The 14,130-nt window shown below is 31.5% G+C and carries 11 protein-coding genes; all 11 read left to right on the plus strand.

The genetic code is table 11. The features are described from left to right. The 11 genes from DWV06_RS16340 to DWV06_RS16390 are packed head-to-tail and all read left to right on the plus strand — an operon-like array spanning nucleotide 1 to nucleotide 14,128. Nucleotides 1-732 (plus strand): ABC transporter ATP-binding protein, encoded by a 732-nt coding sequence (locus DWV06_RS16340; protein WP_115483265.1) that lies wholly within the window; start codon nucleotides 1-3, stop codon nucleotides 730-732. A 37-nt stretch (nucleotides 733-769) separates the two neighbouring features. Then, nucleotides 770-2,326: a CDP-glycerol glycerophosphotransferase family protein gene (locus tag DWV06_RS16345; protein WP_162300665.1), complete on the plus strand. Its 1,557-nt coding sequence runs from the start codon at nucleotides 770-772 to the stop codon at nucleotides 2,324-2,326. A 14-nt stretch (nucleotides 2,327-2,340) separates the two neighbouring features. Further along, complete coding sequence (locus tag DWV06_RS16350; protein WP_115483269.1) at nucleotides 2,341-4,440, plus strand: CDP-glycerol glycerophosphotransferase family protein; 2,100 nt, start codon at nucleotides 2,341-2,343, stop codon at nucleotides 4,438-4,440. A 21-nt stretch (nucleotides 4,441-4,461) separates the two neighbouring features. Then, entirely contained in the window at nucleotides 4,462-6,621 is a 2,160-nt protein-coding gene (locus DWV06_RS16355) for a glycosyltransferase family 39 protein (protein WP_115483270.1), read from the plus strand. Between the two features lie 7 nt (nucleotides 6,622-6,628). Further along, nucleotides 6,629-8,773 carry a CDP-glycerol glycerophosphotransferase family protein gene (locus DWV06_RS16360; protein ID WP_115483271.1) on the plus strand — a complete coding sequence of 715 codons (2,145 nt, stop codon included), beginning with the start codon at nucleotides 6,629-6,631 and terminating at the stop codon, nucleotides 8,771-8,773. Between the two features lie 14 nt (nucleotides 8,774-8,787). Further along, entirely contained in the window at nucleotides 8,788-10,236 is a 1,449-nt protein-coding gene (locus DWV06_RS16365) for an O-antigen ligase family protein (RefSeq protein ID WP_115483273.1), read from the plus strand. 51 nt (nucleotides 10,237-10,287) lie between these two features. Beyond that, entirely contained in the window at nucleotides 10,288-11,085 is a 798-nt protein-coding gene (locus tag DWV06_RS16370; protein ID WP_115483274.1) for a Wzz/FepE/Etk N-terminal domain-containing protein, read from the plus strand. A gap of 18 nt (nucleotides 11,086-11,103) precedes the next feature. Beyond that, nucleotides 11,104-11,688: a CpsD/CapB family tyrosine-protein kinase gene (locus DWV06_RS16375; RefSeq protein WP_115483275.1), complete on the plus strand. Its 585-nt coding sequence runs from the start codon at nucleotides 11,104-11,106 to the stop codon at nucleotides 11,686-11,688. 23 nt (nucleotides 11,689-11,711) lie between these two features. Further along, nucleotides 11,712-12,836, plus strand: a complete 1,125-nt coding sequence (locus tag DWV06_RS16380) for a DegT/DnrJ/EryC1/StrS family aminotransferase (protein WP_115483276.1) — start codon at nucleotides 11,712-11,714, stop codon at nucleotides 12,834-12,836. Between the two features lie 4 nt (nucleotides 12,837-12,840). Beyond that, the gene (locus DWV06_RS16385) at nucleotides 12,841-13,461 is read left to right on the plus strand and encodes a sugar transferase (protein ID WP_115483277.1); all 621 of its coding nucleotides are present in this window, start codon (nucleotides 12,841-12,843) and stop codon (nucleotides 13,459-13,461) included. Further along, nucleotides 13,454-14,128: a PIG-L deacetylase family protein gene (locus DWV06_RS16390; RefSeq protein ID WP_115483279.1), complete on the plus strand. Its 675-nt coding sequence runs from the start codon at nucleotides 13,454-13,456 to the stop codon at nucleotides 14,126-14,128. The genes DWV06_RS16385 and DWV06_RS16390 overlap by 8 nt, the downstream gene beginning before the upstream one ends. Nucleotides 14,129-14,130: the final 2 nt, after the last annotated feature.

The raw sequence follows: 14,130 nt of genomic DNA on the forward strand, positions 1-14,130 counted from the left end.
ATGGATAATAATTATGCAATTCAAGTAAAAGATTTATGTATCAGTTATAAATGTATACAATCGTTTTCGATAAAGAAAAGTTTGTTACAATTAAAAAAGAGCAAAGTAGAAGTTCATGAAGCAGTCAAAAATGTTTCGTTTAATGTGAAACGTGGTGAAATCATGGGAATAATCGGTAAGAATGGGAGTGGAAAATCTACGATGCTTCGTGCGATTGCTGGAATTTTTTCTGCGGATTCAGGAACAATAGAGTTAGAAAGTGAATCAGTATCTTTATTGTCTATTGGCGTTGGTTTTCAAAAAAAGCTGACAGGCAGAGAAAATATCATGTTATCCGGAATGCTTTTAGGATTCAGTGAACAGCAGGTAAAGGAGAAGATGCAGGAGATCATTGCATTTGCTGAGATAGGAAAGTTTATAGATTTACCGGTAAAAACGTATTCAAGCGGTATGTATTCGAAGTTGGCATTTGCAATTACTGCAATATTAGAATCAGACATAATGCTGATAGATGAAGTATTAAGCGTAGGAGATGCCAAATTTAAAAAGAAAAGTTATAAAAAAATGAAAGAATTAATTTCTGATAGCAATAGAACTGTGTTGATCGTATCTCATTCGGCAGATACATTAAAAGAACTGTGTACCAGTCTTCTTTGGCTTCATGAAGGAGAATTAAAAATGCAGGGAGAACCGGCAGAGGTATTAGCTGCATATGAGGAATTTATGAGTTAGATTTAAAGAAGAAATTCTTACAAGGAGTTGAATTGACGTGAGTCATATTACAGAGGTTTTAAAAAAGATAAAACGATATTGTGAAAAATTATTTCAAAAAAAATACCATGCTAAATACATTTATGCATGGTATTATAAACACGGAAAAGTAAGAGAGAATCAAGTTTTGTTTGAATCCTTTCATGGGAGAACTATATCTGATTCTCCTTTTTATATGTTAAAAGAATTAATGGAACGAGGCAGTTTTGACATTTATTATAGTACCAGTGATTACAAAGTGCACAAAGACTTTATTAAAAAGAATAATCTCGATATAAAATTAGTTAAAATAAATTCGCGCAGGTATCAGAAAGCTATGGCTACCTGCAAATATCTTATAAATAACAGTTCTTTTCCTTCTTATTTCATTAAGAAGGATCAACAAATCTATTTGCAGACCTGGCATGGAACACCCCTGAAAACGTTAGGCAAAAATATGAAACGTGGGATTGAGTCTATGTACAATGTACAACATAATTTTCTGCAGGCAGATTATTTAATGTTCCCTAACGAATTTACCAAAGATGCTATGATGACAGATTATAACTTAACAGATTTATATACCGGTAAAGTTATTTTATGTGGCTATCCTCGGAACAGTATTTTCCTTGATAAGGAAAGAGGAAGACAGGTAAGAAAGAAACTCGGTTTAGAAGAGAAAACGGTATATGCTTATATGCCTACTTGGAGAGGAAAAAACAACAAAGATATTGCAACAACATCCTATGAAGAAGATGTAAAAAAGATATTGGATGTTTTGGATAAACAATTAAAGGACAATCAGATATTATATGTAAATTTACATCCTATCGTAAGACAGAATGTAAGTATTTCAACGTATCAACATATTTTCCCATTTCCATCAAATGTAGATAATTACGAATTCTTAAATGCAGTAGATTCGTTAATAACAGATTATTCCAGTGTATTTTTTGATTTTTCCATAACCAGAAAACCTATCATCTTATTTATGTATGATTATGAACAATATATGGCAGACAGAGGAACTTACTTTGAGGCGAAATCTCTTCCTTTTACCAAAGTCTACGAATTAGAAGAATTGGCGCAGCTTTTGGTTTCAGAACAAGTGATTCATTCAGAATCAGCTTCAGATGATTATTATGAAAAATTTGTACAGTATGATACTTTGGATGCATCAGAAATTTTATTAGATATTGTTTTTGGTGAAGATAGATCAGATATTAGTATAGAAGACTATTCTTATAATAGAGAAAAAAATAGAAAAATTCTATATCCAAATGGCATTCAATCGAAAGAGCAGTTAGATGATCTTGCAAAAAAAGCAGCAGAAGAAGAAAGTGTTGTAGTGCTGGAAAGAAAGTGGTTTCATGATGAGCTGAATCAATGGATGTATGAAGAGTATAATGATAAATTTACCTATATCGTTATTTATCGAAATATTGTAAATACTTATTTGGAGCTTGTTGCTAGAAAAATGAAGAATCGAAAAGTAATAAACGATTTACGGATCAGAGGAATTAAGCGGTGTCTACCAAATTTAAAAGTCGACCCCAATTATCCAAAACAAATGTAATAAGGAGTGAAAAAATGCTAAAAAAGGAAACAAATGTTAATTCAAACCCCAGTGAAGATTGGATTGAGATTGTATCTACTGATGTCAAAGAGAATCAATTGCATATTACAATGACAGAACCAATACAGGAAAATCTTACACAGGTCCGAGTTGGCTTTTGCGTTTCAAATAATGATATGCTCTGGAGTCGTCAGCTTACGAAAGGTGAGAGGGAATCCGGATTAATAGTTTTGAATTTAAATGATATAGATCTATCAGAAGATTTTAAACATAATATTAGGATGTTAATCTGTCTTCAAGTACAGCAACAAGATAAAAATCCTGAAATAATATACTTAAAGAATATTAACTTTATTAAAAATAATCCAATTCAAAAATCAGATAAATATAATAAAACAGCATTTTATGGAGAAGCCATATTGTTAGATGAAGAAGAAAACTCCAAAGTGATAATGCCTTATTATGATTATCCAAATGGTGATTTGAAATTAAGCATTGTTGATAGAATGGAAGCAATGAGAGAGAAGTTAGCTGCACGATTGAAGAAATTAAAAATAAAGGGAAGTCACCTTACTTTGGAAGCAGATTTGGAATTATGTGGTTTTCAAATAAAAGATGTTTATTTAAGATATCGTAGTAAAGTAGAGAAACAAATTGAATCTATGGATTATACAGTAAATGAGCAAGGGGAGGATAAGATTAAATTGTCTGCCTCCATCGATTTAAGTCAAATTAAATTTGTACAACTTTATTGGGATGCTTATATTTTAATAGAAAAAGATGGGGTTCGCCATGAAATAAAAATAAAGCATAAAGAAAAGAAACTTCGTTTGAAATTCTTTTTATTTGATACATCATATTATACGGAAGATGGTCATGTAGTTTTTCCTTACTTTGCAAGAGACGGTGGTCTTGTTTTACACTATCGGGAAAAGAGCAAGTACGATGGTTGGAATACTAGGATAAAAGAAGGAATGGTACTTTTTATTTATTACTTATTAAAACCTTATTGGAAAAGAAGAAATATTTGGCTCGTATTTGAAAAGTTCAGTGTTATGGCTCAGGATAATGGGTATTATTTTTTTCAATATTGTATGGAGCAGCTTCCTGAAAAAGAAAAGAAAAATATTTTTTATGTTATAGATAAAGAAGCACCTGATTACGAGAATGTCAAACAATATGGAAAACAGGTTCTTCCATTTATGAGTTTTAAACATTGTTTATATTATAAAGCTGCAAAATTGTTTATATCATCAGATACAAAAAATCATGGTTATGCATGGAGGTCAAAATTTAGTTTCTTAAAATCTACCGTTCGTAATACTAAGATTGCTTTTTTGCAGCATGGGGTAACGGCTTTTAAACGGGTCCATCCGTTATTTGGTAAAAATGGTTCCAGCCCTATGACATATTTTATAGCAACTTCTGAGTATGAAAAAAATATTATTCATAACAATTTTGACTATGACCCTGAGAATATACCGGTTACCGGTTTTGCCAGATGGGATGTTCTGGAAAATAAAGCAAATCCAAATGATAAACAAATTTTACTTATGCCTACATGGCGCTCGTGGATAGAAGAAGTAGAAGATGAAGTATTTGTACAAAGTGATTATTTTAAAAACTATACGGATTTATTAAATAATCAAAAATTAATGAATTCTTTAAAAAAGAATAAGATTCGTCTCGTATTTTATATACATCCCAAGTTTAGAGACTATATGGAGAATTTCAAAGTGAATAATCCAAATGTAACATTAATTCCGTTTGGACAAGAGCCATTAAATGAATTAATGATGAAATGTTCTCTTTTAATAACAGATTATTCTAGTGTTGCCTGGGATGTTTATTATTTAGAAAAACCAGTTGTGTTTTACCAGTTTGATTATGAGAAGTATGAAATAACTCATGGAAGTTATATGGACATGACAAAAGAACTTTTTGGAGAGCGTGTTACAAAAGCTGATGAATTGATTCAAGTTTTAAATGATTATATAGAGAATAATTTTAAAGAGAAAGATAAGTATAGAGAAATGAGAGATAGTTTTTTTGCTTATCGGGATAATTACAATAGCAAAAGAATCTATGAATATCTTAAAAGAAAGGTTTTATAGTTTCTGGATAAGGGAGAACATATGACAGGGTTTAAATTAAAAGGCTATCATGTTGTGATGTGTATATTAGCAGTCATAATAGCTTATATTACAGCTTGTTCTTTTTTTCATTCGTATGAGTCAAATAAATATCATTATAGTGTAATCGTGTTGGGATTGGTTGTAATTTTTGGTGAAATAACTTTCATCATTCTATTTAAAAAGATTTTAGATTGTTCAAATAAGATTTTAAATCTACTGGCAGTTATTTCATTAGTAATCCTTTTTGGGATACAAATATGGATTGTTTGGGATTTAAAGCCGATTGTATTATCTGATCTGGCTAATGTTTATGCAGAAGCTGTTAATATGCTGAAGAAGAACGGAGAAATAACAAATACTGGATATTTTTCTTCTTACTCTCATCAAATTCCATTTCTTCTTGTGTTATATCAATTGTTTCGTATAGGTTCTTTTCTGGGAATTAAAGATTTTGCAGTTTTGGGAGGTATTTTTAATGGCTTACTAATTACACTATCTGTATTCGTTGGATATTTAATTTTGTGTAAATTAAAAGGAAAAAACATAGCAATATTTTTTCTTTTGACCTGTATATTTAATCCGGCATTATATTTTTATGTTCCGTATTTTTACTCTGACACGATCTGCATCCCATTTATTATGCTTATCATTTACTTTATTGTTTTGATCAAAGAAAAAGAAGATAAAAGTTTGATAAAATATTTCTTATATTTCCTTCTTGGGCTGACAGTTGGTTGGGGGCTAAAACTAAGAGCCACTGTATTTATCATTGGGTTTGCAGTAATTATCTATTTATTTTTGAAAGAAAATTTTAAAGAATTTTTAAAGTATACAATTATTATCGTATTTGGAATGATAGTTGCAATTTCAAGTTATAAAGTATATCAGAAGCAATATGTCCATTTCGATACAGAGGCTAAGATGTTCCCTTGGACACATTATGTAATGATGGGAGTGAAGGGAGAAGGCAGATGGAATGAAGAAGATTGGTCCTATACACAAAGTTTAGGTACTAAGGAAGAAAAAACAGCAGGTAATATAAAAGAAATCAAAAAAAGGGTTGTACAATTGGGCCCCGGTGGCATATTTCACTTAGTTAAAAACAAAATTCGTTTGACATGGTCCAGTGGGACGCATGCTTTTAAAATGTATATTAAGGGGTTGAATAATGACTCTTTGGTATTGAAATATATGGTGGAACATAACAGAGTCTTTATTTATTGGTGTCAGAGTTTCCAATGTTTAATGATGGTGTTGTTATTAACCGGTCTGTTTTATCAGATATTAAAAAAACAAATTGATATATTCAGTATTATGTTTCTTTCAATTTTTGGTGCAGTACTATTTTATATTTTTTGGGAAGTAAGACCAAGATATAGTGTATTTCTAATTTTGATTATGCATATACTTATGATTTTAGGTCAAGAGGTGGTTTATAAAATAAAAGGTCAAGAGCAGATAAATTGTAAAATACCTATTGCTAAAAGCAAAAAAGTGTTACGTGTACCGAAAACAGTTAGAAAGAAAGTGGTAATATTAGGTGTGTTTGGCATTGTTTTTAGTGTGATTTTAATTGGAATAAATTTCACAAAATATACAAAAACGAAGAAATTGGTATATAATTATTGTGTGAAGCAAAAAATGGTCAAAAGTCCTCTTATAAGAAGTATAAAAAAAGGTGATACTTTTATACAGACGTTTAATGCCAGTAAAGATTTTCGGTATATTGAAATTAAATTTGTAAATAAAAATAAAAATGTAAATGCACAATATAAAGTAGAACTATTGAAGAACAATGGCGATTTATTATCAGAAAATATAATTTCAGCAGCTGATTTAGATGAATCAGGCTACGCAAAGATGAAATTCAAAACAGTAAAGCCCAAAAAAGAAGAGAAATACAAAATTATAATCTGCTCATATAATGCAACGAAAAAAAATTCACTAGGGTTAGGTGGATGCTCTTTTGGGGAAGGTTACCATATAGTAAAAGGTGGACAAGCATTGCTTAATGGAAAGGAATTAAAAGGCGATTTGGCATTTAAAGTTTATGATAAACTAGCGAAACCTTATTTTACAAAATTGGGATACATATTATTAAGTATAATCTTAATTGGAGCGGAAGTGATCATACTAAATTTGTATATAAGAAAAGGATGAAAGAAAAATGGAACAAAAGGATAATGTAACAGTTGATTTAGGACATCAGAATCAAAAAAAATTTTACAAAGAACTTGAAACCCAAATCAGAACAGCAAAAAAAGAAAAATTATTTTTGAAAAATACAGTAATTCAAGATAATAACATAACAATTGAAATTGAAGGTGATGAACTTTCCGGTTTTGATAAATTAGAATTATTACTTTCTCAAAAAAACGGAGATATCTTATGGACAGAGACGATTGACTTTAATCAGGTAGTTAGTGGAACGATAACGGTTGACTTAAATAAGTTTGTAAAAACATTTTTCAAATCTCAGTATTCTAAATGGTCGGTAGACATATTAGGATTAAAGAAGAAAGAGAGCTTCCTATTTTCCATGAAAAAGGAATCAAAAGATAAAGAAGTAGATCTGCGAAACAAAAGCGAATCATTGATTGGTTATTTCGGTGATGGGGAATTTGAAAAGGTTTGTTGGTGTATGTATGGGTATTATAATAGATATAATACACTTTTATTTGATGTGAATTATAAATTTAAGTCTTACACACAGTTTGTCCAGGGAGAAGTTAGGAAAGTTACGATTTCCGGTGGAAGGATAAAAATAAATGCTGAATTAGAAGACTGTGGCATGAAACCGATTGGAATGATAGGACGACGTAGATTGACCAAAGCAGTCGATTTAAATGGGATTAAATTTAATTGCAAAGTGAAGCAAAAAGATACGGTCACTTACATTACAGGAGAATTAGATTTATCAGAATTTGAATTTACTTCAGATTACATAGATATATTTCTACTTGTAGAAAAAGACGGTTTTGTTTATGACTTGTTTTTAAACACAAAAAACAAACGTATTAATAAAAAATTCCAAAAATTATTCCGACCAATCCATTATAAAATAGATGAAGAAAATATATTATTCCCTTACACAACAGTAAGCAGCAATCTGGCTTTTGATTGCAGAAAGATTGCGCCATATGACAAATTTGCATTTCGATTGAAAGAAAGAATTGCCAGAGTTATTTTTAGAATTTTAAAGAAAAAAATGGAACAAAAAAATATAATGCTAGTTTATGAAAAATATTGTGAGGCGGCACAAGAAAACGGGTTTTACTTTTTCCAATACTGTATGGAAAATGGTATGGAAAAATATATGAAGAAAGAAATTTATTTTGTGATTGACTATAATTCGTCGCAATATGAAAATGTAAAACAATATGGAAATAGAGTATTAAATTATTTAAGTATTAAACATATGGTTTATCTGCAGGGGGCAAAACTACTAGTCTCATCAGAGACAAAGAGTCATAGTTATGTCAGACGCAGTAACGCTACTTCAATTAGAAGAAGACTGGATAATACCCCTTCGGTATTTTTACAGCACGGAGTTATTGCATTCAAGCAGTTGCCATTTATGATTAAAAGCAATCGAAACAGCAGAACGAACTTATTTATAACATCTTCATTTATTGAAAAAGGTATTATATTAGATAAATTTGAATATGACGAAAATGAAGTTGCAGTAACAGGCCTGGCACGCTGGGATTTGATTGAAGATAAATCAGATACCTGCCGTGAAATTCTCCTAATGCCAACATGGAGAAGAGATTTAGAGGAGGTTTCAGACGAAGAATTTCAAGAGAGTGAATATTTTCTGCAATATATGCACTTACTAAATTCTGAACGACTTTATACAATATTAGAACAAAATAATCTTCATCTTAATTTTTATATTCATCCACAATTAAGACGTTTTATAGGTAAATTCTCCAGTACACATCCAAATATTCATTTAATTCCATTTGGTGAGGAACCTCTGAATGAATTGATTATGCGTTGTTCCTTGATGATAACGGACTATTCAAGTGCAATCTGGGATGTCTACTATCAAGGAAAACCGGCTTTATTTTATCAGTTTGATTTTAATGAATATAATTATTCTCAAGGAAGTTATTTCGATTTGGAAACAGAATTATTTGGTGATGTATCCTATAAGCAAGAAGATTTACTTGCCAGGATAGAAGAAATGATAACGAGAGAATTTAAAGAGAAAGAAGAGTATGCAAAGTTAAGAGAAGAGTATCTGCCTTATATTGATCATAATAATCGAAAGAGGACTTGTGATGCAATATTAAAGGCAGGATTGTAGAAAGGCAGTTAAAAATGGAGCTTTTACAAAGAGGATATATTATAATACTTTCGCCATTTATTCCGATATCCAATAAATTAAATAAAACAGTTAAAAAAATCTGCATAATATTATGCGTTGCGATTATTAGTCTAATAGGTTGTATCTATTCAGTGGTCGGTCATGATGATATTAATCATAAATATGCGATGGCATATGGAAGTGTACTATTTTTGATTTTAATTTTCATATCATTACCTTCACAGCTTAAAATTGTAAGGTGGAGACTCAGTTATGGAATCTTATGGATACTATTTTGTTCTTATTTAATTCTTTCAGACTTCTTGGTCAAAAAGCAAGAACCTTATTTGGGCTGGCTTTTATTAATCGGATTTACGATGTTCTTTTTTGTGATGCACAATTACCAGGATAAGGAATTTATCTGGCAGGGTATATTTGGCGGTATAAAATTGTTTTACTTTTTATCTTTAATTTTTTCAATATTATTTCGTACTTATGATCCTGCTTATCGGTATATGGGACCATTTAATAATCCAAATAAATTGGGCATGTTCTTAATTATAGTGGTAGTCATCTTTTTGTATGAAATTGATCAATATTTTCAAGGAAGTATCTCATACAAAAAGCTGCTTTTATCTTTGGCAGGTTTATCATCTTGCGTATATCTGCTATTAATAGCAAAAGCCAGAACTTCATTAATTGCTTGTTTAATACCGATTTTGATCTGGTTTATTTTCAGAGTAGTTCAAAGAGTATTTTGTTTAAATAAAGAAATGGGCAAGAGATTATTTATTTTGACCGGCAGCAGCATTTTAATGTTTATTTTCATTTGCTTTACTCTGCAAAAAGCTTTTCAGATTATGCCTCAAGTTGTAGATCATCCAATAAAATTTAAAAATGATACGTTTGAAAAAAGAGATAGTTTTATTGGAATGAATACGGTTGTATATGCCAAAGATAAAGAAGAACAGAATTTGGTCCAGGATAAAGAGCAATTTGTAGCGAAAACAAAGGAAGAGAATATACTTTCCAATTTTTTTAGGGAAATACAAAATATTCCTGGAATGTATAGTATAACTAGTGGCAGAATTGGCTGTTATCGTCTTTATTCAACTAAATTGAATAAATTTGGGCATGAGAAACAGAATATAAAATCAATAGATGGAATTAGATTTGGACATGCTCATAATAATTTAATTCAAATCGGATATGATTACGGTATTCCTGCAATGATATTATATTTTTTACTGACAGTATATTTAGGAATTCTTTTGTTAAGAAGAATGTATTTAGAAAAAACATCTATTTCCGTATTTTGCTTTTTATTTTTTGTTGGATTTTTCCTAGGTACAATTTCTGAAATGATGTTGGTTCCGTTCCAGTATATAACGGTTTTTGGATTCTGGTTATTATGTGGGGAAGGTCTTTACGCTAGAGAGCCTGAGTATAGTGGAAAATGTTGAAATATGGTAATTTATGTGTTAGTATGTAAGATGTTAAAATAAGGAGGAATTATGAGTAAGTTTGAATATCCAATTAGAGAGATTGATTTGAGTGAATTATTTAAATATTTAATGAAAAATTTGGCATGGATTATTTTGGGGACCGGTTTGATTGGTGCAGCTTTTATGGCTTTACAGACTTCAAGAGAGGTCATTGAAGAACCGAAAAGCAATTTATATACCGCTAGTTCTATGATATACGTGAAAAATAATTTGGAAAACATGCCGGAGCAAGAAGGCGTAGCTATGGATTATACCGGTATTATGATCAGTAATGATGTGGTTCAATCAGTAATAGAAACATGTGATTTGGAAATGCAATATAAAGAGTTTATCAGCAAATTAAGATTATATAACCACGGTGTAGGATATCAGGTCATATCCATTGATTTTAATTATTACAAGAAAAAAGATGCAAAAAAAATTGTAGATATTTATACGGACAAATGTATTGAAAAATTAAAGTCAGTTACCGGGAATAATAATATCTCTATAATTGATAAAGCCTATGTATATGAACAAATGTCTGCGTCAGAAGAGGCTTCACTTGGTACCGGAATTCGTCCGGCTGAAGGAGAGCAAATTTTAGAATCAAATATCGGAAAATATATTGTTATAGGTGCATTCATAGGATTTGTTCTTATGAGTGGTATTTATGTTTTAATATATATTTTTGATAGTAGTATTAAAAACAAGACTGAGACTGAGAGATATTTGCAAGTACCTGTTATAGGTGAAATAATGGATGAAACCAGAAAACAAGGTGTATCAAGATGTTTTTTTAGATATAAAAGACGTTTTCATTATTAAGATGGAGTGCAGACTATTATGAGTATATTTAGAAACAAAGAAAAAGTATCAAGAAAAAATAAAGAAGTAGTGAATTCAGTGAAAGCACTGATTTATTCCAAAAAAGATATGAAAATATTTGGGATTACCAGTTGCATGTTACTGGAAGGAAAGACTACGATTGCAAAAAAAATTGCTTCTTCTATTACGGAAGATAACAAAAAAGTTCTATATCTAGATTTGGATATTAGGAATGCAAAAGGAAACCAAAAAGGAATTGCAGAGGTGACTGCAAGGTCAGTTGAACTGCAAGAATGTATTGTGCATGAGGAGCATTTTGAATATTTGGCTGGTGGAAAGTGTGAAAGTATCACAGGTTTGTTAGCAAGTTTCGAATTTGTTGATATTATGGCGCAATTGAAACAGATTTATGATTATATTATCGTAGATACACCACAATTGTATGAGTTTATGGATGCAGTACAGATTGCGGATGTATGCGATGGTATGATTATGGTATTAGAACCTTATGTCGTACCTTACAAAATGGCAGTGGATTGCAAAAGAAAACTGGAAAATGCTTCCACACCTATTATAGGTGTTGTTATGAATAAGGCAGATTAATATCAGAAAAGAGGAAATAAAAAATGGTTGAAAGAATCTTTCTTTCTTCTCCTCATATGAGTGAGGAAGGATATGAAAAGAAATTTGTACAAGAAGCATTTGATACCAATTGGATCGCACCATTAGGAGAGAATGTGAATAAGTTCGAAACAGAATTATCGTCCATAGTTGGCAGCAAAGATGCGGCAGCACTTAGTGCAGGCACGGCTTCTATCCACTTGGCTTTAAAAGCTGTTGGTGTTGAGGAAGGTGATATTGTATTTTGTCCAAGCCTGACTTTTTCTGCAACAGCAAATCCAATTATATACCAGAATGCAATACCGGTATTTATAGATAGTGATGAGCATACATGGAATATGTCTCCAGAAGCTTTGAAAAAGGCTTTTGAAAAATTTCCAAATGTAAAAGCAGTTTTAGTTGTTCATTTATATGGCTTGGCAGCAAATATGGATGAAATTGTTTCGATATGTAAAGCATATAATGTACCAATAATAGAAGATGCTGCAGAAAGTTTAGGAACGACGATAAGGGGAAAGCACACAGGAACATTTGGTGATTTTGGAGTATATAGTTTTAATGGAAACAAAATTATTACTACGTCCGGTGGAGGTATGGTGGTCTCTAACCGAGAAGATGCGAAAGAAAAAATCGCTAAGATCCGCTTCTGGGCTACACAGAGCCGCGAACCTGCAAGACATTATGAACATAAGGAAATTGGATTTAATTACCGTATGAGTAATGTGGCAGCAGGAATTGGCAGGGGTCAATTAAGAGTATTAAATGATAGAATCAAAAAGAAACAATATATATATAATTACTACAAAAATGAACTTAAAGATTTAGAAGGCTTAACATTTATGCCTGTGCACGAGTGGGAGAATTCAAATTGCTGGCTGACTTGTATTCAATTGTCAGGGAAAATCAGACCGATTGATATTATTTTGGCACTAGAAGCAGAGAATATTGAATCCAGACCAATTTGGAAACCAATGCATATGCAGCCATTTTTTGAAGCATATGATTATATTGATCATGGCTCAGTTGCAGAAAAGCTCTTTGAAAACGGAGTTTGTCTGCCGAGTGATACTAAGATGGTGAATGATGAATTAGAAAGAATTTGTAAAATTATAAAAGGTTTGTGGGTATAAAAAAATGAAAAAGCAGAGTATATACCAAAAGTATGTGAAAAGATGTTTAGATTTAATTGTCGCACTGCCAGCAGGCATTTTATTAGTACCTGTATATATAGTGCTTGCGGTTCTGGTCAGAGTTAAACTTGGTACTCCTGTGATTTTTAAACAGGAAAGACCGGGTTATAAAGAAAAATTATTTGTTTTATATAAGTTTAGAACCATGACTGACCAAAAAGATGAACATGGCAATCTGCTTTCAGATGAAGAACGTCTTACGAAATTTGGCAAGATGTTACGTTCTACCAGTTTAGATGAATTACCTGAGTTGATAAATATAATAAAAGGTGAAATGAGTTTTGTAGGCCCTCGTCCATTATTGGTAAGATATCTTCCCTTGTATAATGAAGAGCAGCATCGAAGACATAATGTCAGACCCGGACTTACAGGATTAGCCGGGGTCAAAGGAAGAAATAACCAGACTTGGGAAAGCAAGTTTAAATGGGATAAGAAGTACGTAGATCATTGTAGTTTTATACTAGACTTAAAGATTGTAATCGAAACCTTCCGAGTAGTTTTTAAACGTGAAGGGATTGCACAGGAAGGTCAGGCAACTATGGAGGAATTTAAAGGAAATGAGTAATATATTAGTAATAGCAGCACATCCGGATGATGAAATTTATGGAATGGGTGGAACCATAGCAAAATTAGCAGATCAAGGTCATAAGGTATATACATTGATTGTTACCGAAGGGTGTTCCATGCAATACCCTGGCGAGACCGAAAAAATAGCTATGAAAAAGGAAGAAGCTATAAAGGCCAATGAATTGTTAGGAGTAAAAAAAGTGATTTTTGGAGAGTTACCTGATATGAAGTTGGATTCGATTCCTCATGTTCAAATTAATGGAGTTATAGAAAATGCAGTAAGAGAATTGCAGCCTGATATTGTTTACACGCATCATTTCGGTGATGTCAATAAAGATCACAAAATGGTATATGAATCTACATTAGTAGCAGTAAGACCCCTGCATACTCAATGTGTGAAAGAAGTATACTGTTATCAAGTGCCTTCTTCTTCAGAATGGGCAGGGCCGTTTCAGGCAGAAGTATTTTTGCCCAATGTTTTTGAGTCCATTGAAAAGTATAGTCATTTAAAAGAAGAAGCAATACTTGCGTATAATACGGAAATTAGAGAATTTCCTCATCCAAGGTCTCTAAAATATGTAAACTTATGGGATAGTATGCATGGTGCCAGAGTAGGTTTGCCGGCAGCAGAGGCATTTCAAATGGTGAGGAGCATTAAGAAATAGAA

The organism is Anaerosacchariphilus polymeriproducens (genome assembly GCF_003363435.1).
GTDB lineage: Bacteria > Bacillota > Clostridia > Lachnospirales > Lachnospiraceae > Anaerosacchariphilus > Anaerosacchariphilus polymeriproducens.